22 protein-coding genes are annotated in these 22749 nt (G+C 62.2%); 15 read left to right on the forward strand and 7 right to left on the reverse strand.

Annotated features, from left to right (window positions below):
• The 15 genes from D6851_RS05405 to D6851_RS05475 all read left to right on the forward strand — a co-directional run bounded on the left by D6851_RS05405 (position 1) and on the right by D6851_RS05475 (position 16012).
• Positions 1 to 327, forward strand: coding sequence for a YHS domain-containing protein (locus D6851_RS05405; RefSeq protein ID WP_120323848.1), 327 nt, complete (start codon positions 1 to 3; stop codon positions 325 to 327).
• The gene (locus D6851_RS05410) at positions 320 to 655 is read left to right on the forward strand and encodes a DUF5676 family membrane protein (protein ID WP_210210324.1); all 336 of its coding nucleotides are present in this window, start codon (positions 320 to 322) and stop codon (positions 653 to 655) included. The genes D6851_RS05405 and D6851_RS05410 overlap by 8 nt, the downstream gene beginning before the upstream one ends.
• Complete coding sequence (locus tag D6851_RS05415) at positions 652 to 2457, forward strand: DUF3141 domain-containing protein (RefSeq protein ID WP_120323849.1); 1806 nt, start codon at positions 652 to 654, stop codon at positions 2455 to 2457. Before D6851_RS05410 ends, D6851_RS05415 begins: the two co-directional genes overlap by 4 nt.
• Before the next feature lie 152 nt (positions 2458 to 2609).
• Positions 2610 to 4031 (forward strand): bifunctional enoyl-CoA hydratase/phosphate acetyltransferase, encoded by a 1422-nt coding sequence (locus tag D6851_RS05420; protein ID WP_120323850.1) that lies wholly within the window; start codon positions 2610 to 2612, stop codon positions 4029 to 4031.
• Positions 4028 to 5203: an acetate/propionate family kinase gene (locus D6851_RS05425; protein WP_120323851.1), complete on the forward strand. Its 1176-nt coding sequence runs from the start codon at positions 4028 to 4030 to the stop codon at positions 5201 to 5203. Before D6851_RS05420 ends, D6851_RS05425 begins: the two co-directional genes overlap by 4 nt.
• Positions 5200 to 5973, forward strand: coding sequence for an enoyl-ACP reductase FabI (fabI, locus tag D6851_RS05430; RefSeq protein WP_120323852.1), 774 nt, complete (start codon positions 5200 to 5202; stop codon positions 5971 to 5973). Before D6851_RS05425 ends, fabI begins: the two co-directional genes overlap by 4 nt.
• A 108-nt stretch (positions 5974 to 6081) precedes the next feature.
• Positions 6082 to 7314: an SAM-dependent methyltransferase gene (locus tag D6851_RS05435; RefSeq protein ID WP_120323853.1), complete on the forward strand. Its 1233-nt coding sequence runs from the start codon at positions 6082 to 6084 to the stop codon at positions 7312 to 7314.
• Positions 7315 to 7993: 679 nt separating this feature from the next.
• Positions 7994 to 8416, forward strand: coding sequence for an NADH-quinone oxidoreductase subunit A (locus D6851_RS05440; protein WP_210210325.1), 423 nt, complete (start codon positions 7994 to 7996; stop codon positions 8414 to 8416).
• A 71-nt stretch (positions 8417 to 8487) separates the two neighbouring features.
• On the forward strand, positions 8488 to 9414 hold the full coding sequence (locus D6851_RS05445; RefSeq protein ID WP_120323854.1) for a hypothetical protein: 927 nt from the start codon (positions 8488 to 8490) through the stop codon (positions 9412 to 9414).
• Positions 9411 to 10310: an NADH-quinone oxidoreductase subunit H gene (locus D6851_RS05450; protein WP_120323855.1), complete on the forward strand. Its 900-nt coding sequence runs from the start codon at positions 9411 to 9413 to the stop codon at positions 10308 to 10310. The genes D6851_RS05445 and D6851_RS05450 overlap by 4 nt, the downstream gene beginning before the upstream one ends.
• Complete coding sequence (locus tag D6851_RS05455) at positions 10307 to 10897, forward strand: NADH-quinone oxidoreductase subunit J family protein (protein ID WP_120323856.1); 591 nt, start codon at positions 10307 to 10309, stop codon at positions 10895 to 10897. Before D6851_RS05450 ends, D6851_RS05455 begins: the two co-directional genes overlap by 4 nt.
• On the forward strand, positions 10894 to 11199 hold the full coding sequence (gene nuoK, locus D6851_RS05460) for an NADH-quinone oxidoreductase subunit NuoK (RefSeq protein ID WP_120323857.1): 306 nt from the start codon (positions 10894 to 10896) through the stop codon (positions 11197 to 11199). Before D6851_RS05455 ends, nuoK begins: the two co-directional genes overlap by 4 nt.
• Entirely contained in the window at positions 11196 to 13094 is a 1899-nt protein-coding gene (locus D6851_RS05465) for an NADH-quinone oxidoreductase subunit 5 family protein (RefSeq protein WP_210210326.1), read from the forward strand. Before nuoK ends, D6851_RS05465 begins: the two co-directional genes overlap by 4 nt.
• On the forward strand, positions 13094 to 14593 hold the full coding sequence (locus tag D6851_RS05470) for a complex I subunit 4 family protein (RefSeq protein ID WP_120323858.1): 1500 nt from the start codon (positions 13094 to 13096) through the stop codon (positions 14591 to 14593). Before D6851_RS05465 ends, D6851_RS05470 begins: the two co-directional genes overlap by 1 nt.
• A gap of 3 nt (positions 14594 to 14596) precedes the next feature.
• On the forward strand, positions 14597 to 16012 hold the full coding sequence (locus D6851_RS05475; RefSeq protein WP_120323859.1) for an NADH-quinone oxidoreductase subunit N: 1416 nt from the start codon (positions 14597 to 14599) through the stop codon (positions 16010 to 16012).
• Between the two features lie 200 nt (positions 16013 to 16212).
• Here the strand turns inward: D6851_RS05475 and D6851_RS05480 are convergent, their stop codons facing one another.
• The 7 genes from D6851_RS05480 to D6851_RS05515 all read right to left on the reverse strand — a co-directional run bounded on the left by D6851_RS05480 (position 16213) and on the right by D6851_RS05515 (position 22678).
• Positions 16213 to 16536, reverse strand: coding sequence for a helix-turn-helix domain-containing transcriptional regulator (locus D6851_RS05480; RefSeq protein WP_120323860.1), 324 nt, complete (start codon positions 16534 to 16536; stop codon positions 16213 to 16215).
• 396 nt (positions 16537 to 16932) lie between these two features.
• On the reverse strand, positions 16933 to 18201 hold the full coding sequence (locus D6851_RS05490; RefSeq protein WP_120323977.1) for a tyrosine-type recombinase/integrase: 1269 nt from the start codon (positions 18199 to 18201) through the stop codon (positions 16933 to 16935).
• Between the two features lie 419 nt (positions 18202 to 18620).
• Positions 18621 to 19589 carry a copper resistance protein B gene (locus tag D6851_RS05495; RefSeq protein ID WP_120323861.1) on the reverse strand — a complete coding sequence of 323 codons (969 nt, stop codon included), beginning with the start codon at positions 19587 to 19589 and terminating at the stop codon, positions 18621 to 18623.
• The gene (locus D6851_RS05500; RefSeq protein ID WP_120323862.1) at positions 19589 to 21331 is read right to left on the reverse strand and encodes a copper resistance system multicopper oxidase; all 1743 of its coding nucleotides are present in this window, start codon (positions 21329 to 21331) and stop codon (positions 19589 to 19591) included. The genes D6851_RS05495 and D6851_RS05500 overlap by 1 nt, the downstream gene beginning before the upstream one ends.
• A 49-nt stretch (positions 21332 to 21380) precedes the next feature.
• Positions 21381 to 21947, reverse strand: a complete 567-nt coding sequence (locus D6851_RS05505; RefSeq protein ID WP_120323863.1) for an RNA polymerase sigma factor — start codon at positions 21945 to 21947, stop codon at positions 21381 to 21383.
• A 6-nt stretch (positions 21948 to 21953) separates the two neighbouring features.
• Positions 21954 to 22397: a Spy/CpxP family protein refolding chaperone gene (locus D6851_RS05510; RefSeq protein WP_238473949.1), complete on the reverse strand. Its 444-nt coding sequence runs from the start codon at positions 22395 to 22397 to the stop codon at positions 21954 to 21956.
• Positions 22394 to 22678, reverse strand: coding sequence for a hypothetical protein (locus D6851_RS05515; protein ID WP_147395435.1), 285 nt, complete (start codon positions 22676 to 22678; stop codon positions 22394 to 22396). The genes D6851_RS05510 and D6851_RS05515 overlap by 4 nt, the downstream gene beginning before the upstream one ends.
• Positions 22679 to 22749: the final 71 nt, after the last annotated feature.

The raw sequence follows: 22749 nt of genomic DNA on the forward strand, positions 1-22749 counted from the left end.
ATGAATACGCTTCTGTACTTCGCCTTCTGGGCCGGTCTCTTCTTCGTAATGATGCGCTTCGGCTGCGGCGCCCATGTGATGGGTCACGGCCATCATGGCCATTCAGGAAATAATTCCGGCCCCGCAGGCGGCTGGACGCCGCCGACACGCGATATCGATCCGGTATGCGGCATGAACGTCGAGACGAATACCGCGAAATCGAGCGTCTATAGCGGCCGTGTCTATTATTTCTGTTCGGCCGAGCACCGCGATACGTTTGAAGCCGCGCCGGAACGGTATCTCGGCAAGCAAGCCAGAGCCCTTGCGACGGAGCATCGTCATGCCTGAGACGGTCAGACCGGCGCAAAACGGTGCCGGAATTTCTGTTGTGAGGATAGCAAGGGTTCCGCAGATCCCGCTTGTCACATTCGGCATGAGCCTCGGGATATTTCTCGCGATCACCTATGTGCTCTGCGTCGGCCATGACCTGCTCTTTCCGGCACAGGCGATGCATCCGGGCTGGGAGCGCTCGCTACCCGGCTTTAGCTGGCTGAACTGGCCCAGCTTCATTTTGGGGCTGATCGAGAGCTTCGCTTACGCATGGTACGTCGCGCTGATCTTCTGCCCCTTGTTCAACTTCTTGGCCGCACGGACAAGCCGCAGGAGCAAAGCATGACCGACAACAACCACGCACAGTCGACAGACACCGGGAGAACCAAAGCTTCGCGTTCTGCAACGGAATCGCTGCCGGCCCGCGGAGAGCCGACAACGACCCTTCCAGCGGTCATTCCTCATCAGGACGACCGCAAGGACGAAAGCCCGTGGCAAGGTTTCTGGGCGTATCAGCGAGACGTCTGGGAGCGCGGCATCCTGTTCTGGGACACGCTTCGTCAGCGCGCGGATAACATGATCGCGCACGAACGCGCAGGCAAACCGCCGCTGCTCGATTTCGAATATGAAATGATCCTCGATGCGCGACGCTTCGACGAACCCGCGAACTATGCGCTGCTGCGTATCACGCGTATCGACGAGGCCTGTCTCGAAGACTGTTTCGATCCGAGCAAGCCACCGGTTGTAGTTATGGATCCGCGCGCCGGGCATGGCCCCGGCATCGGGGGGTTCAAGCGCGATTCTGAAATTGGCATCGCGATGCATCAAGGGCATCCCATCTATTTCGTGTCCTTCTTTCCGGAGCCGTGTCCCGGCCAGACGCTCAGGGATGTCCTGCACGCACTGCGCCGCTTCGTTGAGGAAGTGACGCGCAGGCATGCGGTTCAAGCACCCATCCTGTACGGCAATTGCCAGGCCGGCTGGGCCGCTGCGCTTTTGTCCGCGGATTGCGAAGGTCTGGCCGGCCCCACCGTCCTCAACGGCTCGCCGCTGTCCTACTGGGCGGGTAAGTCCGGCGTAAATCCGATGCGGATCGCCGCCGGCTTCGTCGGCGGGGCATGGATGACGCATTTCCTCGCCGATATCGACGACGGGCGTCTCGACGGGGCGTGGTTGATCGCGAATTTCGAGAATCTGAAGCCCGAATCCGTATGGGACAAATATGCCAATCTGTTCACGAACGTCGACACGGAACGCGAACGGTTTCTCGAGTTCGAACGCTGGTGGAATGCCTGGTATTTCCTAAGCCGCGAGGAAATCGTGGCGATCGTCGAGAATCTGTTCATCGGCAACAAGCTCGAAGAGGGCAAGCTGCACATTTGCGACGGATGCGCGGTGAACTTGCGCCATATCCGTAATCCGCTGGTGATATTCGCGTCATACGGCGACAACATCACGCCGCCGCAACAGGCGCTTGACTGGATACCGGCCGTCTATCACGACACGGCTGATCTCAAGGCTGCTGGGCAGCGCATCGTCTATCTGACCAATCCGCATATCGGTCATCTCGGCATTTTCGTGTCGGCGAAGGTGGCGCGGTTCGAACACCGCGCGATCCTGGAAAGCATCGACGAAATCTCGGCACTGCCGCCCGGTCTTTACGAGATGAAGATCGATAATCCTTCAGGCGATCCCGATTGCCACAAACCCGAATATACCGTCAATTTCGAAGAGCGTGATGTCTCCGACATCGAGGTGGACACGCCACGCCAGGCCTTCGAGCGGGTCAGGGAGATGTCGGAGGCGAATGAGGAAATCTACAGCACGTTCATAAGCCCCTTCGTCCGGAGCCTTTCCAACCCCGCAACGGCTTCGATGCTCGAATGGCTGCATCCCATGCGGACCAGCCGCTATCTCTTCTCGGAGGAATTCAACCCCTGGATGCGGGTCATCGCCGCGCTGGCGCCGATCGTCGAACGCGGCCGGAAGCCATTGCCGCCCACCGATCGGTTCCGGACGGCCGAACGGGACGCGAGTGAGCGAATTGCCAAGATGATCGAACAGGCTCGCGAGCATCGCGACGCCACCGAGGAAAGAGCTTTCGCGCTGGTTTACGGTGCAGCACCGGGCAAAGCGGCGACGGTGTAAAAACCAGTGCGCCCTGAATATTCAGCCGGTGCATGCGCTTGCCGCTTGACGACGGTGGCGTCGGTGATCGGTATCGAATTGTCGAAAGCGGTCTTGGCGAGCACGATGCCGGCATCATTCCCGATCCCCGCCACCGCTGACGAAGCGCTAACATGACTGGCCCGATGATCGAGAATCGCACGTTCGACGACATCGAGATCGGAGATACGGCAAGCGTCACCCGCACGCTCACGCCCGATGACATCCGGTTGTTCGCGGCCGTGTCCGGTGACGTAAACCCGGCGCATATGGACCCGGATTACGCGGAAACTGACATGTTTCACCATGTTGTTGCCCATGGCATGTGGGGTGCGGGCCTGATCTCGGCTGTGCTCGGGACCGAGCTGCCGGGTCCCGGCACGATCTATCGGAGCCAGTCGCTGCGCTTTCTGGCGCCGGTAAGCGTCGGGGACATCATCACCGCCAGCGTGACCGTCACCGAGAAATCGGACCAGGATCATGTGATTCTGCTCGATTGCCGCTGTGTCAGCGCCGGAGGTCGCGAAGTCATCACCGGACAAGCCGAGGTGGCGGCGCCGAGCGAGAAAGTGTCCCGCCCGCGCGTTCCACTGCCCGAAATACGCCTGATCGGACATGAGGGCCATCGGCGTCTGCTCGAACAAGTCCGCACTCAAGGTCCGATCGAGACGGCAGTCGCCCATCCGTGCAGCCCGGACGCGATCATCGCCGTTGCCGACGCGGCGGACGGCCGAATGATCACGCCCATTCTGGTCGGTCCGGAGGCGAGGATCAGGCAGAGCGCACAAGCTGCAGGCCGAAGCATCGACACATTCCGGATCGTCGACGTACCACACAGCCATGCCGCCGCGGCAGAAGCGGTGGCGCTTGTGAGCAAGGGAGAAGCAGGGCTGCTGATGAAGGGCTCGCTTCACACCGATGAGTTGATGAGCGCGGTGCTTGCGTCCGACGCTGGCCTGCGCACCGAGCGCCGGATCAGTCATGCCTACATCATGGACGTTCCTGGCCATGCCCGTCCGCTCATCATCACTGATGCCGCCATCAACATCGAGCCGACTCTGGATGACAAGGCTGACATTCTGCGCAACGCCATAGACCTGGCACATGTAATGGGCATCGAGCGGCCAAAGGCGGCGATCCTCGCGGCTGTGGAGACGGTCAACCCAAAGATGCGCACCACGCTGGAGGCGGCCGCGCTGTGCAAGATGGCGGATCGCGGGCAGATCGCCGGCGCAATTGTCGACGGGCCGCTTGCCTTCGACAACGCCGTCAGCGCACAAGCCGCAGAGGAGAAGGGCATCGTATCGCCCGTGGCGGGACAGGCCGATATCCTGATGGTACCGAATCTGGAGGCCGGCAACATGCTGGCCAAGCAACTGACCTTTCTCGGCGGGGCGGACGCGGCGGGAGTGGTACTCGGCGCGCGCGTGCCGATCATCCTCACCAGCCGGGCGGACAGCGTACGCACTCGTCTTGCTTCCTGCGCCGTCGCGCTGCTGCTTGCGCGCGCGGCAACCAAGGCGGCACCCGGCACGCTTCCAGGCCGGCCGACGTGACGATCCTGTCCCTTAATGCGGGGTCGTCGAGTATCAAGTTCGCGCTGTTCTCAATCACCGAGGGCGAGCCTCTGCGGCTTGGACACGGTAAGATCGAGGAAATCGGAATCGCACCTTCTCTGGTCGTATGGGGTGCCGATGAGGCTGTAACGCTGGAGCACCGGTGGGAACACACAGCGTTGACCCATGAGGAACTGCTGGGCGATTTACTGGAGGCTCTGGAAAGTCGCCTCGGATCGGGCCTAGAGGCAGTGGGTCACCGTATTGTGCATGGTGGTGAGCAGTTTAGCGCGCCTGTCCGTATCGACGAGGGCGTGCTTTCCATCCTCAGTTCGCTATCCCCGCTTGCCCCTCTGCACCAGCCCCACAATCTTGCGGCCGTGCGCGCCGTAGCTCGCCACCGGCCTAGCCTGCCGCAAGTCGCCTGTTTCGACACGGCATTCCATCATGGCCAACCGCGTGTGGCAAGCCGCGTGGCCGTGCCACGCAAACTGGGGGAGCAGGGCGTCCGGCGCTACGGCTTTCATGGGATATCCTATGCCTATATCGCGCGCCGGCTCGCAGAGTTGGACCCGGTGACTTCGACAGGCCGGGTGATCGTTGCGCATCTTGGCAACGGTGCCAGCCTGTGCGCGATGAATGGCGGACGCAGCATCGAATCCACCATGGGTTTTACGGCGCTTGACGGGCTGGTTATGGGAACGCGCTGCGGCAGCATCGATCCCGGCATCCTCATATACCTCATGCAACAAGGCATGAGCCTCGGGGCCGTCGAGCACATGCTCTATTCGGAATCGGGGCTGCTGGGTGTGTCCGGCGTGTCGAGCGACATGCGAACGCTGCTGGCCAGCCATGATGTTGCTGCGGCTGAGGCCGTCGAACTCTTCGTCTATCGCATCGTGACGCAGGCGGGCGCGCTGGCCGCCTCGCTCGCCGGCATTGATGCGTTCGTGTTCACCGGCGGTATTGGCGAAAACGCGGCGCAGATTAGGGAGCAGGTGGCAACAGGGCTGCAGTGGCTGGGTGCGGGGCTCGATCCATCCGCAAACGAGCGAGGCGACTTCCTCATTAGTACCACGGAAAGCCGGATTAAGCTGATGGTGCTGCCCGCCGACGAGGAACGGATGATCGCCATCGATACTCAGGCCATCCTCAGAGCAAAGCGATCATGAAGGCGCTCGTCGATCTTTCCGGCAAGCGCGGCCTGGTGGTCGGCATCGCCAATGGACACAGCATTGCCGCCGGCTGCGCGCAGACATTTCGCGATTGCGGCGCGAGGATCGGCGCGACCTACCTCAACGAGAAGGCCCGCCCCTCTGTGGAGCCGGTCGCCGACGCCCTGGGCGCGGAATGGCTGGTGCCCTGCGACGTGCGCGAACCCGGCCAGACCGAAGCGCTGTTCGAGCGGGTAGAGCGCGAATGGGGGAGCCTCGATTTCCTGCTCCACTCGATCGCTTTCGCGCCCAAGGAAGATCTGCAAGGTCGGGTCGTGGACAGCTCGGCGGAGGGATTTGCCACAGCGATGGACGTGTCCTGCCATTCCTTCCTGGAGATGGCGCGCCGCTCGGAACCGCTCATGCACGGGGGCGGCTGCTTGCTGACCGTCACATTCTACGGCTCCGAGCGCGTGGTTGAGCACTACAATCTGATGGGCCCCGTCAAGGCGGCGCTGGAGAGCGCCACCCGCTACGTCGCGGCCGAACTTGGGCCGAAAGGTATCCGCGCGCATGCGATCTCGCCAGGCCCCATCGCGACACGCGCCGCAAGCGGTATCGACCGGTTCGACGAGATGCTCGATCGCGCAGCAGCCGCCGTTCCGGAACGGCAGCTCGTTACCGTCGCCGATGTCGGCGCCCTCGCTGCGTTCCTGGTCAGCGATGCGGCATGCCGGATTACCGGCACCGTTATTCCTGTTGATAGCGGACAGCATCTGCTCGCCTGATCGACTTCAACGTTGGACCGCGGAAATCCACCCCTATGGGGCATCAGACTGTAAGCTTCGGCACCCGATTACGTCTTTAGGTGCAGCAAACGAAGTCGGAATCAACGAATGCTTCGCACAAATACCCCGAGACTGCCTCTGATTTCAGGCCTGGTGCACAAGCTCGTGCAGGACGGTCGCCTCACGATCATCGACCGCGCGGGTCATTGTCATCATTTCGGGAGCGAGGATTGCGATGACCATGTGACGGTGCGTCTGCACGACAAGTCCTTTCCGCTGAAACTGGCTTTGTCACCTACACTCGCCTTGGGCGAAGCCTATATGGATGACCGCATCACGATCGAATCGGGCTCGATCCGAGACCTGCTGAGGATCGCCACCTCCAATCTTCAAGCGCTCGACGAGCATCCCATGCAAGTGATCCGCTTCAAGATCGCGACATTCGCGCCCCTCCGCGGGAGACGTAATCATAAGGCCCGGTCGCGCCGCAATGTCGCGCATCATTACGATCTCTCAGGTACACTTTACGATCTCTTCCTTGATTCCGACCGCCAGTATTCCTGCGGCTATTTCCCACAGGGAACCGAGAGTCTCGACGAGGGACAAGCCGCAAAGAAACGCCATCTGGCCGCAAAGCTTCTGCTCTCGCCCGACCAGCGACTGCTTGATATCGGGTGCGGCTGGGGTGGTCTCGCGCTCGAACTCGCACGGACCCATGGCGTGTCGGTACGCGGCATCACCCTGTCTCGAGAACAGCTCCAGGTGGCCCGCTCGCGAGCCGAACAAGAAGAGCTCGCTGATCAGGTCCGGTTTGACATGCTGGACTATCGCGACATCGACGAACGGTTCGACCGTATTGTTTCGGTCGGCATGTTCGAACATGTCGGCCCAAGCCACTATGACATGTTCTTCTCGACGATCGCTCGTTCTCTAGCGCCTGACGGCATAGGCGTCATTCACTCGATCGGACGCAGGTCCCCGCCAGGAAGCGATGACCCCTGGATCTCAAAATATATTTTCCCAGGCGGATATGTTCCGGCCCTCTCGGAAGTTCTGGGCGCAGCCGAGCGAAGCGGGCTCTGGGTGACCGACGTCGAGATTCTAAGGCTGCATTATGCAGACACGCTACTCCATTGGTATGATCGCTTTCAGCAAAACCGTGCCCGAGCGTGCGCGCTTTATGACGAGCGTTTCTGCCGCATGTGGGAGTTCTATCTCGCCGCCTGTGAAATGGCCTTCCGCCAAGGAGACCTCATGGTTTTTCAGCTCCAGGTCACCCGTCGACGCGACGCTGTGCCGCGTACGCGGGATTATATGTTCGCGGCGGAACCGCGCCGCTGACGTAACCTTCCGGCTCGAGCGGACAAGCTGGTCGATGAGTTCGATCGCTTGGGGAAGGTACCGGGCCTCTCCAACGTCTGGGTGCCCCCGATCCGAAATTAGATCGAAGCAGCGGCGAAAACCGTTCCGGGCGTGAGTTCCGCTCTCCCGAGCGGCAGCAGATTGCGCTCTGTGCGCCAGTCTGCCGGTTTGCACATTCTTTTGGTTGGCCGCGAGAAGAAAACGCAGTTTCTGAACGGTCAGTCAGAGCCTAGCACATTGATTCCCATCAGATAGGCGGCAGGGCAGGATGGCGTACCGCCTTCGACACAAAAACTTGAAACGTGGCGCCCATTCACAAGTACTTACGCATGATATGTCGCAACCCAGACCGAAATCCCAAGGCTGCAGACTGCCGGAAGATCGAACGGAAGATTGCTTCGCACGACGATCGCTATCGATCGACGAAAATCTTTTACGATTAGAAGCAGTATTACGTAGGAAATGGAAATCAAGACTGTATTGGCCTCTACCGTTAGGCCAAGTATCACAACGATCATATATAGAGATTTGAAAGCAATCCCTGTCGATATCGGTATAGACATAGCTACGAGTAAAGGAATAATTTGGCGCAACCTCATACTCCCTTCGTTAGACGTTTGCATCAGCGTGAAGGCAATCCGGAACGGTCCAACAGTTATTGACAATTCTTGGCAGAAACTCCCGGAAAATCGAAGCGTTCATCAGTGACACTCCTGGAGGAATAGCGAGCATGGGCGCTTTAGCGAATCTGATCCTGGCGATGGCGGTCGGCGCAGCGTTGCTGCTGCCCATGCTTTGGTGGCCCATGCAGCTAGGCGGTGCGAGCGGGCAATCGCAGCAAGTCCCCTTTCTGGGCGGCGGAAGCCAATCGGCGCACGCCTGGCAGCGCTTTCACATCCGCTATTATCCGATGACCTTGCTGTTCATCGCTTTCGAGATGGAGATGATGTTCATGTATCCATGGGCCGTCGTCTATGTCGAGACTGGCATCAAGGCGCTGGCCGAAATGGGCATGTTTCTTTCGATCCTCGGCGTCGGTATCGTCTATGCCTGGCGCGAGGGCGTGTTCCGTTGGCAGTAAGGGCGCTCGCCTGGCTCGCCGAGCGGTCGGCAACGCCGGTCTACATCGCTTGTGGGCAGGACGGAGACGCGATGGCGGCACGGCTGGCGCAGGTGCCCGCAATCTCGCTTCAACACAGCATTCGCCATGCCGCTATCCTGCTGGTGGCGGGACCTTACCGCGATGCGGACCGTCCCGCACTGCGCCGCCTTCACGATCAGTTGCCGCATCCGCGCGCGACGGTTTGGTGGGGCGCGGTGCCGCTCGCGGAGGCGCAGGATGCGGTGACGATTGCGCAAGGCGACCACCCCGTGGCCCGACTCCGCCGCCTCGACCGCAATCTCCTGCGCGGCGAGCGTGCGTCGGAGCCGGACTGGCTGCCCGACGAGCCGCCGAATGAATGGCGCGGCAAGGGCGATCACGGCCAGGGCGGCGAGGGCATGATGGGGGGCGTTCCCTACGGACGTCCGATGGCAATGATGGGCGAGGAGATGCGCGACGCGCTGATGCTTGATGCGATGACCATCACCATCGGTCCCTTCCTTCGGACGCTGCCGCCCGGTCTGTCGCTCGAGTTGACGCTGCAGGGTGATGTTATCCAGCAGGCGCGCGTGGTGACCCCCGCCTATCCCGCATCCGGCGGTGCATCAGAACCATTGCTGCGCGCGGCGCGCATGCTGGAATCGCTCGGGCTTCCCGATCTGGCGCGGCGCGCGCAAATTTCCGCGATGCGCGACAGCGCCGAGGGGTTGCTTGCAGCGGCGCGGCGATGTGGCGCCCTGCTTGCCTTGCCGGCCGAGCTTGCCGACGTGCGCGCGCGGTTGGAAGCGGCGTTGCGCGGCGGGACGGCGCCCGATCCGGGCGAGGAATGGCTGGTCGACCGATTGGCGGGAATGGAGTGGCAATCCGCACTGCTGCGCATCGCCAGCTTCGATCCCGCCACGCTTGCGCAAATCGCACCTGCCGCCGAGCCGGATGAGGATGAGGAGGATGGCGATGAGAAGGAAAGGGCGGCATGACGGCAATCCCGCTCGTCTTCGCGCTATTGGCCGCCGGCATATGGTTTGCGGCGATCGCCGAGCGTTTCGCCTCCGCTCGCCGCTTCCCGTCAGCCATTGTTCTCGCGCCGCTATGGCAAGCGGCTCGGCTGCTGAGCCAGCAGCGCGTTCGCACCGAGTATCCCGATGCGCTCAACTGGGCGCTCGCGCCCCTTGTCTATGGCGCGCTTGCCGTCGCCGGGCTGTCGGTCGTGCCCTTCGCGCCGGGGCTGGTCGTTGCACCGCTTGATACCGGCATCGTGCTGTGGGGCGCTTGCGAGGCGCTGACGATCGTCGCGGTGTTCCTGCACGGCTGGTCGGCCAATTCGATGCTGCCGCTGATCGGCGGCTATCGCTTCGTGGCGATCGGCCTTCCGGCGATGCTGCTGTCCATGTTCGTGCTGATCGCGGCCGCGCTGCCTGCACAATCGCTTGCGGTTGGCGCAATCGTAGAATCGCAGCGATCGATGTGGAATATGGTGCGGCAACCATTGGGGCTTCCGCTGTTCCTCCTGCTCGGGCTTGCGATCAGCCTGCGCGGACCGATGGACTATGGCGATGCCTCCGATCTTTCGGGCGGAACCGCCGCCGAAGTGTCCGGGCCGCACCGCCTCGCCTGGGGCATCGCCCGGCTGGCGATGCTGACCGCCTTTGCGGCGATGGGGGCCAGCGTGTTCCTTGGCGGCTATCTGGGTCCGTGGCTGCCGGGGCCGGCCTGGCTCGCGCTCAAGACCGCCGCGCTGTTGCTGGTGCTGACATGGCTCGGGTGCAATCTGGCGCGCATGCCGGCGCCGCGCATGATGGCGGCGCTTTGGCTCGTGCTGCTGCCGCTGTCGTTCCTTGATCTCGTCATCGCCGGCGTCGAGGCGCTGCTGTGACCGCCGCCGACCTTGCCTTCTACGTTCTTTCCGCGATCGCCGTCGTCAGCGGCTGGCGCGTGTTCCGCACCGACAGCATGGTGCGCGCCTCCTTCCTCCTGATGCTATCGTTCATCGCCGTCGCCGCGATCATGTTGATGTTGGCCGCGCCTTATATCGGCATGGCGACCGTGTTCATGATGGCGGTCGAAATGATGGTGATGGCGCTGTTCATGGTCATGTTCATGATGAACCCGGCGGGGCTCAATCCGATGAACATGGTCCACCAGAACCGGCTGTCGATCGGCGCGGGCGCGACAGCATTTGTCGGGCTGACGGTAGCAGTGCTGTTCACGGACCTTCCGCACGAGAAGGTCGCGCGCCAGGCACCGGTGATCCGCGATCTGGGGCACGAACTGCTCGGCCCCTCGATGCTGATATTCGAGAGCGCAGGCGTCACGCTGCTTGCCGCGATGGTGGCCAGCGTCGTCCTGTCGGCACGCAGCGGCCGCTTCGGCCCCTCCGACGAGGGATCGCGCCCGCCGGGACTGGAGCCGGGTGGAGAGCCCGCTGGCCGCATTCCCGAAAGCGAGCAGGAGGACGAATGACCCTGACCGCAGTCCTGATCGTCGCCGCCGCGCTGATCGGCACAGGGCTTTATGGCGCGCTGTCGCAGCAGAGCTTCGTGATGCTGATGATGGGGCTGGAGCTTATCCTGAACGGCGTGCTTCTTGCCGTCATCGCCTTCTGGTCGCTGGGCGTCGGCGGCCCCCCGCGCGGACAAGTGCTGGCAATTGTGGTCATGGCGGTGATGGCGGTGGAAATGGCGGTCGGCTTTGCGCTGGTGACGGCAGTCTTCCGCCGCCGTCAGGTCGATACGACCGAGAAACTGGGAACGCTGAAGGAATGATGCTCTGGGGGCTCTTCCTGTGTCCCGTGGCGGGCGGGCTGGCAGCGGCGATCGGGCCGCGCGCACGCGGCTGGTTGGCGGTCTGGGCAGGGGGCGTTCTGGCCTCGACGCTCGTTCTCGCCATCCTGGCGGCATCGGACGCTGGCACGGTGTTGCGCTGGGGCGGCGGGCTGACCCTTCGCGCCGGGCTGACGCCATTGGCGCATGTCGTGGCCATGCTGGTGCCCGCCGTCGCCGCGATGGTCGTCGCTTATGCGGCACAGCACGAACATCGGCAGGGGCTGCGCCGGATGATCGCGCTGACGCTGGTCTTCGTCGGCGGAATGGAGCTTCTGGTGATCGCGGCCGACTTCCTGACGCTGCTGATCGGCTGGGAACTGGTCGGCGCCTGTTCCTGGGCCTTGATTGGGCACCGCTGGCACGAGGGCGCGCCGCCAGCGTCCGCAAACTACGCCTTCGTCGTCACGCGCGCGGGCGACCTCGGCCTGTTCCTGGCGGCCATGGCGACGTTCGCGGGCAGCGGCAGCTTCGCCTTTGCGGACCTGGCTCAAGTGTCTCCGGGCCTGCTGGCGCTCGTTGCGGCGGGCGTCCTGCTCTCGGCGGCGTCCAAGTCCGGGCAGATGCCGTTCGCACCCTGGCTGTTTCGCGCGATGGACGGACCGACCAGCGTTTCGGCGCTGCTTCACGCGGCAACGATGGTGGCGGCGGGCGCCTATCTGCTCGCGCGGCTTCAGCCGATGCTGGCGCCGGTCGTCTGGTTCGGTCCCGCGGCGATCGCGATCGGCCTGGTGACCGCGCTTGCCGGCGGCGTGGTCGCGCTGATCCAGCCGCATGCCAAGAAGCTGCTCGCCGGTTCCACATCGGCGCATTACGGCCTGATGTTCGTGGCGACGGGCGCCGGATATCCGCTGATCGCCATCCTTCACCTGCTGACGCACGGCTTCTTCAAGGCGTTGTTGTTCCTCGCGGCGGGGGTCGCGGGCGAGCGCGCGGGTGACTATCAGCTTCGCCACATGCGCTTCGGCCGCGCGCTGCCGCTGACGGGGGCGGCGAGCGCGGTCGGCGCGCTTGCGCTCGCCGGTGTGCCGCCGCTGGGCGGGGCATGGACCAAGGAGGAGATTGTGAGCGCTGCCGGCCACCATTCTGCGCTGCTGGCGATCGCGGTGACGCTGGCGGGCGCGCTGAGCGCCGCATACGCCACGCGCTTTCAGCTAGCGGCGTTCGGGCGCGGTGACGTGGAAGGAACGTATCAGCCCGGAGCGATCGAAAAGACCGCCTTGCTGCTGCTCGCGCTGGCCAGCCTTGCCCTCAGCCTGTTGTGGGTTCCCGCCGTCCACGAAGGGCTCGCCCGGGCGTGGGACGGCGAGTTGCCGCACGCCGAGTCATGGGAATTGCCGCTGTCGCTGGCGCTGATCGTCGGCGGCATCCTTGCCGGAGCCGCGCTGGCACGGCGGTCGGCGCTCGGCACGCAGGGCGTCACGTCGAACGCGGCGGATTGGCTAGGCTTACCCACGCTTATCGATACAAGCGTGACCCGACCGGCTTTCGCGCTCGCCAGCACAGCAGCCTATGTGGACGATTACATCGTGGACGCACCCGCGCGAGGCGCAGCCACATTCGGCAGGGCGGCGGCACGATTGTTCGCACGCGGCGACGGCGCGGTGGTAGATCGCGGCGTGCGGGCAAGCAGCGCCTTCGGACGATGGCTGGCGCAGCGTTCCAGCGGTATCGGCGAATGGCTCGCCGATGCCGTGCCGGAAGGGACCGCCAGCGGTGTCGGCACCAGCGGGCACTTAGCCGTGCGGATGCAAACCGGCATGACGCACCAATATTATGCGACCATCACAGGCGGTATCCTGCTGATCGTCGCACTTGTTTTCTGGGGGGCCGCCTGATGTTGAGCCTGGCTATTCTCGTGCCGCTGATCGGCGCATTCGTGCTGGCGCTGTGGACATCCGCCAGCACGCGTGCCGCGCGTGCCACCGCGATTGGGGTCAGCGCCGTTCCCTTCGCGCTGTTGGTGGCCGTCTGGGTCGGGTTCGACGCGTCGCCCGAGGCACCCTTGTTCCAGCATCTCGAGGAAGTGCCGTGGATACCCGCGCTCGGCGTCGCCTGGCGGATGGGCGTAGACGGCATCGCGCTCGTCGTGGCGACGATGAGCGCGCTCCTGTTCGTCGCGGCCGCCGCCTGGCCGATCGAGCTGGGCGAGCGCGCGCGCGAATATTATGCGTGGATCCTGTTTCTCGCCGGCGTGTCGCTGGGCGTGTTCCTCACGCTCGACCTGCTGATTTTCTACGTGTTCTTCGATCTCAGCCTGGTCGGCATGTATTTCCTTATCGGCCGTTGGGGCCATGGCGATTCGCAAGCCGCGGCGCTCAAATTCTTCCTCTATACGCTGGCCGGTTCGCTTGCGATTCTGCTCGCGATCCTCGGACTCGTGCTCGCCGGCGACGGGCCGCTGACCTTCGACATGCGCGAGCTGATCGCGCGCCAGCCGCTCGCCGGCATGGATTTGCGCGGCGGGCTCGTACTGCTCGGCTTCGTGTTCGGCTTCGGCATCAAGACGCCGCTCTTCCCCGTGCATACCTGGCTACCGCCCGCGCACGTGCAGGCACCGGGCCCGGCCTCCACGATCCTTGCCGGCGTGCTGCTCAAGATGGGTACCTTCGGCCTGCTGCGCATCCCGATGGCGATGATGCACGAGACATTCGCTCGCTATGCGCTCTGGATCGGCATCGTCGCGCTCGTCTCGATCCTGTGGGGCGCGCTGGTGGCACTGGGGCAGACGAGCATCAAGCGGCGCATCGCCTACACCTCGGTCAATCATATGGGCTATACGGTACTCGGCATCGCCGCCGCCGGGTCGTTGGTGGCCGGGCACGAGGCGGCCCGGGCGCTGGCGCTGACTGGGGCGGTGGTGGAGATGGTCGCCCACGGGCTCATCACCGGCTCGCTGTTCCTGATGGCGGGCAGCTTCTGGCAGCGCACGCAAAGTTACGAGATGGCGGATTATGGCGGTCTGGCGGGCGTGGCACCGAAGCTGACGGCCGCTTTCATCCTTGCGGCTTTCGCCAGCCTCGGCTTGCCGGGGCTCGCAGGGTTCGTGGCGGAATTCCAGATCTTCGCCGGCACCTTCGCGGTCCACCCCTGGCTCGCGGGTCTGGCGCTGCTCGGCATCCTCGTCACCGCCGCGCTGTTCCTGACGATGGTGCGGGCGCTCTTCTTTGGCGATCGCAAGCTGCCGGAAGGCCGCAGCTTTCCGGACCTTTCCCGCTCCGAAACGATCGTGATGGCGGCACTGCTGGCGCTGGTGGTCGCTATCGGGGTCTATCCGGCCTGGTTGCTGGAGCCGATCATGGCATCGGCGCGGATACTGGTCGGTGGAGCAGGCTGAGCGGTGCCGATCGGGGACGTCCTCCCGGAAATCTGCCTCGTCCTCGCGGGCGTGGCCGCTCTGCTCCTCGCGTCGTTCATTCCGCAACCGCGACAGGGCTGGTGCGCGGCGATCGCGGTGGTTGGTGCGATGGCAAGCCTGCTCCTGTGCTTGAACCAGCTCGGCGATGCGCCCACCGCAAGCTTTTCCGGTGCCTGGGCTCTCGACGCGCCTGCGATCTGGGCACGCGTGATGATCGCGGGCGGCACCGGTCTTGTCGCCTTGATGGCGCCGCACTGGATGGCCGGCGACCGCCGCCACGGTGAATATTACACGCTGCTGCTGTTCTCGGCCGCAGGCGCCATGCTGATGGCCGGCGCGGCGGACCTGCTCGAGCTCGCCGTCGCGGTCCTCCTGTCCTCGATCACCGGCTATGCGCTGGCCGCCTATCACCGCGCTTGGTCGATCTCGGTCGAGGCGGGGATGAAGTATTTCCTAATCGGCGCCTTCGCCAACACGCTGTTGATGGTCGGCATCCTGCTGGTTTTCGGCATGCTCGGCGACACGCGTTATGGACCGATTGCCGCAGCGCTTGCCGAAAGTACCGCATCGCCGCTGCTCGATCTGGGCGCCGGGCTGATCGTACTCGGGATCCTTTTCAAGATGGGAGCCGTGCCGGCCCATGCCTGGATGCCGGACGTTGCCGAAGGCGCGCCGGCGCCTTCCGCCGCCTTCCTCACCGTCATTCCCAAGATCGGCGCGGCTGTGGCTCTGGCGCGGCTGGTCGCGCTGTTTCCCGCGGGCGTGCTGGATCTGCGCCCGCTGATCGCCTTGCTGGCCGTGCTCACCATGACGCTCGGCAATCTCGCCGCACTGTGGCAGCAGGACCTGCGCCGCCTGCTCGGATGGTCCTCGGTTTCGCAATCTGGCTATGCGCTGGTCGCCGTGGCGGTGACGGGGCGCAGTCCGGAGGCCATGCCGGCGCTGCTCATGTTTCTGCTCGGCTATGCCGTCGCCAATCTCGCGGCGTTCGCGGTGGTCACGCATCTGCGGGGGCGCACGCGGATTGCTGATTACGCGGGGTTATGGCGCGATCGCCCTTGGGTGGCGGCAGGACTGATCCTCGCGCTGTTCTCGCTTGTGGGCGTGCCGCCGCTGGCGGGGTTCGTCGGCAAGCTGACGGTGTTCCTCGCAGCACTCGATGGTGGCTATGGCTGGCTTGCGGTGCTCGCCGTCGCCAACACCGTGATCTCGCTGTTCTATTACCTGCGGGTCATCGGCCAGGCGTATTTCGGGGAGTTTGATCGACCGGTAAACTTTCTCGGCTGGCCTAGTGGCGCGGCGGTTCTTGTCGCCGGATCGCTCACCCTCCTGATGGGCTTGGCTGCCGGGTTCGCTCTCGATTTGTTCGCTGCCGCCACCAGTCTACTCCACACATGATCTTCATGGTACGTTCTCTCCGCGTTGAGCAAGCATTGCTGGTGTAGGAACATTTGCTCGCGCTTGGCTCCGGTCAGGGTCCTTCCAGCATCGCCTTCCCATTGAGCTGCAGACGAGTGCAGCTAACCCTGCACTGTAGCGTTCGATCGGTTCGGCTTGGCGTTCTGATGGGCGGTTTTTCTGTACAGGTGTCGCGGGGGTCAGGCTGCCTCGACCGCATGGGCCTCGATGGCAACGCCAAGGCGCTTGCGCACAGCTCCAAAAATGGCCGCGAGATTGTCCATGCTCGGGTTGCCCTTTTCCGACAGCATCCGATGCAGACTCTTGCTTGGCCGGTTGGTCTCGGCCGCCAAAGCTTCAAAACCGACCGATGCGTTCACCAGGTCACGCAGGATCAGCCGCGCGACATGCGGCTCGCCGTTGAGGAAGGCCGTCGCAGCCTCGTCAAGCATGGCCTTGGCGAAAGCGGGATCGCGAGCGGTACGCTCCTTCACCGTTTCCTTGAAATCCCGTGTCAGCACCATGTCGCTATTTCCTGGCCTTCTTCGCAGTGGCCTTGCGGCCCTTATACTCGCTCAACAATGCAGTGGCCTCGTTGATATCGGCCTGCTGTCGCTTCTTCGTTCCGCTGACGAACAGGATGATCAGCTCATTCCCGGCCTGCGTCAGATAGAGCCGATAACCCGGTCCCCAATTGATCCGATATTCTCCAAGCCCGCCGCTGATCCATTTATGTTCGACAGATTACCCACTTCCAGCCGACGATCGCCGTCGCAATCTTGGCCCCGGCGTAAGTATCGAGATCATCGAACCAGGATCGGAACGTGCAGGACCCATCCTCACAGATGCATTCCTGTACGATCAATTCACGGCCTTTAAGGTAACGTATATGTTACCATTCGTCCAGCTTTGATCGTCGCTCAGGCCACAAGGCGAAGGCGGTCGAGCTTGGCGGCCCCGTGGGCGAGCAACTTGGCGATTTCGTCGGAGGTTCGTCGCACGGCCAGCTTGAGCGCTTCATCGACGTGGATGTAATCCTGCGTCACGTTCTGCGAGGCGTGCCCCAGCATCGCGCGGATCGTCAGTTCCGAGAAACCGAGTTCGGCGGCAATGCTCGCAAAGGTGTGCCGAAGCACGTGGGGTGTGACGCCCGTGATGCCAGCAAAACCGCAAACGCGTTGCAGGCAGGCGCTGACAGCCGTGAAGGGTCCATCGCCCGTTGTCGCCGCAAACACATAGGGATTGCCGGCGATTCGGGGTTGCGCCACGATCACCTTTATCGCTTCCGGCCCGATCGCCCGGACCTGCTCGCCGGTCTTGGTGTCGGGGAAGGCGACGAAGCCGCCCATCGGATTGACCCATTCCCGCTGCATGGCTTGCCCTTCTTCGCGGCGGTAGCCGGTCAGAAGCAACAGCCTGATTACAGCAATCCCGGTCGGGCTGACGCCTTGCTGTTCTGCATAAACCATCGCCTTGCCCATCGTCTCGATCTCGGCGACGCTGAGGCGCCTTGTTCGCTTGTGTCCGGCGAGTTTCTTGGCGCCCTTGGTCGGATGCTCGGCGAGCAGGCCTTTATGTTTCGCATGCCCCAGGATCGCCTGAATCGTGGTCAGGCACCGTGCCGCGACACCACGGCCGCCAGTCGCCTTGCCGCCGCGACCGCCAGTGCGAGCCTTGCCGGTTTTTCCCTTCGCAACATCGTCCTGCATCGCTTCGACATCGGCAATCGTCAGATGGCGGGCGATGCGCTTACCGATCAGCGGGTTAATATGAGTCCGAATCCGGCTCTCATCCATCGTAAGCGATGACTCCTTGATCGGCCGGTTTCGGCGACCGAGGATTCTGCCTGCGCGCGCCTCTGTCAGATACCATTCGCACAATTCAGCGACATTCATCTCGTTGCGGGCGCGGCGCGCGTCTTCGGCCGGGTCTTCCCCGGATGCCACCGCACCGAGCTTGATCTTCGCCAGATCGCGAGCCTGATCCACCGTCAGCACGCCGAAGCGGCCAAGATTCACACGGCGCTTGATGCCTTCGGCATTTCGATACTGGATGATGAACGTCTTGAGCCCCGATGGCAGCACCCGAAGGCCGAACCCGCGGATCTCATTATCCCACAGGACGAACTGCTTATCAGCAGGGGGCTTGAGCGCATCGATCGTGCGCTTGTTCAGCTTGGCTGTCGGCATTGCCGCCTCCATTTGGAGACAAAGCTCCGGAGAGCACCTTTTGTCTCCATATTGTCTCCAGAATACGCCGTCTCGTGGCGAATTGCAGGATATGGCGGCGAAGAAGAAAATCAATATCTATTTGAAATAGCGTAGAAAATCGTATAATAGAAAACTGTGGCGTAAGGTTAGAATCGGATTGCCAAGGTTGGGGTCGAGAGTTCGAATCTCTTCGCCCGCTCCATTTTCTCAATAGCTTGGCAGTGCATTAGCCCCTTCAGCGATTTGTTGGGCGGCATTTGGCTTGTTTGAGTGTGGTGAGCAGGATCCACCTGACGAAGATGTATCTTTTTTGGGACTGGAGACAGCTTCGCAGGTGTGTTCGCTTCTTTTCGATCTCGCAGAGCGGGCTATGGCTACGCCCTTGAACGGTGCCGGTTTCAGAACCAGAATCTGATACCTGCTACATAGTTCGTGGTGCTCGGATCCTCGCCCTCTGCACGCGCATAATCCGCGCTGTCGCCTATTTTCCATTCCTGTTCGACCCCAATATAGGGTGCGAATTCACGGGTAAATTCGTAGCGCAGGCGCAGGCCCAGCTCAGCCTTGTGCAAACCCGCCCCGATACCTGCTTCAGGGATGTCCTGGGCGGATAATTCCACCTCGCCGCGGGGCTGGAGTATCAGGCGTTGTGTAATGCGCTGGTCCAGTTCGGCTTCGATACGGGCCGTCAGATCGCCCTTATTGGAAAGAAAGGCCGCCGCGTCGACTTCGAATTCATAAGGGATAAGCCCTTGCACGCCGATCGTGGCATGCGTGCGGGTGGGGCCGGTCAGATCCTGTCTGACGCCTGTCTGCAGATCGAACCAGGGGCCGATAGCGTGGCTCCACAGCGCCTGTATTTCGGCATCCTCCACCTTTTCGCCGAAAGTACCTTCCCCTTCGGATTTGAGCCAGAGTTTGTCGTAGTCTCCGCCATAATAGCCCTGCACGTCCCATAAATACCCATCGCCGCCTTTACGCGCACGATATTCGGCCCGTTCGGCTTGAAACCAGGTGACTGGCATGCCGCTGACTTGCCGCATCACATTCAGACGCGAGCTGTTCATTCGCTCTGCACCTACAACCTCATCAGCGGCATAAAGCGGGCCATCGAAGGCCGCCGGTGGCGGCGGGGATTGGGGAATCGAAGCATCTGTGTTTGTTTCAGAGGAAGTCATGTCCATCTGTTCCATCCGTGCATGGTCCATATGGCTATGGTTCATCTCTGCCTGATCCATTTCACCCTGCTGCATTTGCGAATGCTCCATGGTTCCGGCTTCGTCTCCGGCGGCAGGCGTTTCCTGCGCCTGTGCTATGGCGGGGACAGGCAGCATTGTGAGTGGCAGAAGGCAGATTGCGTAACGCATCACTTGTCTCCTCCGTCGAGCGGGCGAACGGTGACCACCTGAAACATTCCCGTATGCATGTGGTAAATCAGGTGACAGTGAAACGCCCAGTCGCCCGGTGCGTCGGCTGTCAGGTCGAATTGGGCAGAACCACCCGGCTGGACGATCACTGTATGCTTCAGGGGCTGATGGTTGGGCGGAGCGCCGTTGACCAGTTCGAAGAAATGGCCGTGCAGATGGATGGGATGGGCCATCATTGTGTCATTGACCAGCTTTACCCGGACGCGTTCATTATAGGCGAACCGGATCGGGTCGTCGGTCACGGCGGAGAACTTCTTGCCGTCGAACGACCACATATACCGCTCCATATTTCCGGTCAGGTGGATTTCTTTGAGCCGGCTGGGGCGCCGATTGTCCCTGTTTGGCTCGGCAGACACAAGCTGCTTATAGGTGAGAACACGGTGATCGACACTGTCGAGGCCGAGACCGGGATAGTCCATTCTATCGATCGGATTCATCGCTACCATGTCGAGGCCGGGGCCGACTTTCACGTCGGGCGGCAGTTTCGACGTGTCACGCATTTTCATGTCGTCTGCCATGTCCATTCCGGCCATGTCGCGACTGCCATGGGCATGATCCATTCCCCCTTTGCTCATAGCGCCCATGCCCATATCGGTCATGGTGAGAAGGGGCGGGTCGCGCAGTGCCGGCACTGTTGCTTTTGCGCCTGCCCGGCCGGACAGCATCGCCACACCCATGCCTGAGCGATCTACGGCTTCGGCGACGAAGGCGAAAGCATCGCTGCCTTGGGGTTGAACGATGACATCGTAGGTTTCTGCCACGCCCATCTGGAATTCATCTGTTTCGACGGGCTGCACATTCTGGCCGTCCGCCTGCACGACAGTCATCGGCAGGCCGGGGATGCGCACATTGAAGAAAGTCATGGCGGAGCCGTTGATGATCCTGAGACGGATACGCTCGCCCGGATTATAGGCCAGCTCCAACCCGTCTGCAGGGCCATGGCCGTTGATGAGATAGGTATAGGCAGAGCCTGTCACGTCGGAAATATCCGTCGGCATCATACGCATCCGCGCCCACATCCGTCGGTCTTTGCCGCTTAGTGGATAGTCGTCGGTCCAGCTTGTCTGCTGATAGTTGAAATAGCCCTCACCGACTTTCAGCCGGCGGATAATCTCATGTGGCGATATAGGAGACCAGTCGGTCAGCATCAGCACATATTCACGATCATAGTCGAACGGGTCGGGCTCGGCCGGGTCTATGACGATCGGTCCGTAATGGCCCATAGGTTCCTGTAGGGTATGGGCATGCCACCAATACGTGCCGGACTGCCGGATCGGAAACTGATAACGGAATGTCTCTCCGGGCTCGACAGCCGCCATGGTCACACCCGGCACGCCGTCCATCAGGAAGGGAACCAGCATGCCGTGCCAGTGAATGGATGTGCCTTCCGAAGCATTATTGACCAGATCGACGGTCAGATCCTGTCCTTCCTTCAGGCGCAACAGTGGTCCGGGCAATGTGCCGTTGACGGTAACGGCAGGACCATTGCGCGTTCCGGTTACAAAATGCGCATCCTCAACCGTCAAGGTCAGGTGATCGCCCGAGAGGACATCGCTGCCTTTGCGGGCAAGAGTACCGTCTGACGCCGCTCGGGCCCATGCGGGCATGGCACCGGATAAGCCCAGTAAACCTGCGGAGCCTGCGGTATAGCTGAGGAATTTGCGGCGATCGATAAGGGACATCTGGCTTTTCCGTATTGCGTCTACGATCCTTGTTACGCAGCGGCGAGGGCTACCCCTCAGGAAAATTCAGTTTCTCACGCAGTCTTTTGCGGGCCCGATATATGCGGGTTTCGATTGTCTTTTCCGACACGCCGAGAAGGATGGCCGCTTCGCGCTGACTGCGGCCGTCAATTGTGACCAGTATCAGCGCTTCACGTAGTCTGACGGGCAGACATTCGATCTCCTGCTGAACGCGCATGAGTTCCTCGCGGTTCGCTGCAGTGTTTTCGGGACCGGGGCGGTGATCGGTTGCGATGACCTCCTCCAGACCATACCCGAAGCCAAGAAATCGGGCTGCTTTCCGTCGCCGCAGACGGTCCCGGCATTTGTTGAGCACCGTCGTGGTCAGATAGGGGCCAAGCGCGCGTGCAGTATCCAGCCGCTCCCGGCCGATCCAGACGGAAGCGAGGGCGGTCTGCACGGCTTCTTCCGCTTCCGACGGTGAAGCCAGCATCCGCCGCGCCAGCGTGAGCAGGCGAAAGGCGTGAGGTTCGACAAGCCGGTCGAATGCTTTTCTCCGGCCTGCTTTCACCTGTTCGATCAGGTCGGCTTCAAGGACATCCTGCGGTTCGGCCACGAGCGATCATTTGCGGCCAGTGCCGGTAAGCGACACAGATATTTGCCGGTCGAACTTTTTACGCTGCTGCTCATTGAGCAATTCGCGCATTGCAAAAACATGGCGCACGGTGGCTTTTTGGAGTTCGCCCATCTGTGCATGGACCCGGTCGATAGCTGCGGCAACTTTCGGCCCGTAGGAATGCTCTGCCTCCATAGCTGTGGCAAGATCGACATTGGCTGCGCGCAGCGTGCTTTCGAGGCGGATACGCTTATTTTCAAACCGATCTTCCAGCACGTTCAGTCTGGCGTTCTGATCGGGAGTAAGGTCGAGTTCTTCATGCACGAAATCATGGAGCCCGCCGCCGGATTGTTTCTCGCCGGACCATTGCGTCGCAGCCAGCGCACCGAGACAGCCTGCCGCTGCGGCCAGCAGGATAGCAAGAACGATATGAAAAGCGGACAGCTTCATGACTGGACATGCAGCAGAACGGCTGGCGACAGGTCGGATCCGGCGAAGAGCGGCTGTGCTTCCGGTTCAGCCCGTCCCGGCGCATGAATCGTGCCAAAGCCACCTCCCAGGCCGGCAACGAATATAGCTGCAAGTAAAGCCAGGCGGCGACGTGTGTTCATCGCTTCGACCATTTCTCCGGCACGTTGCCATACACCGTCCATGAAACCATCGGGGAGTCTGTCCGGGTCATTATCGCCAAGGGACTGCAGCGCTTCGTTCAATCGATGATCCTGTTTCATTTTCTCGCTTCCCGCTTTGACAGCCAATCATACGCAACGGGCTCTCATTTCCCTCAAAAAATATTGAGGGG

The organism is Altericroceibacterium spongiae, from assembly GCF_003610805.1.
GTDB classification, from domain to species: domain Bacteria; phylum Pseudomonadota; class Alphaproteobacteria; order Sphingomonadales; family Sphingomonadaceae; genus Altericroceibacterium; species Altericroceibacterium spongiae.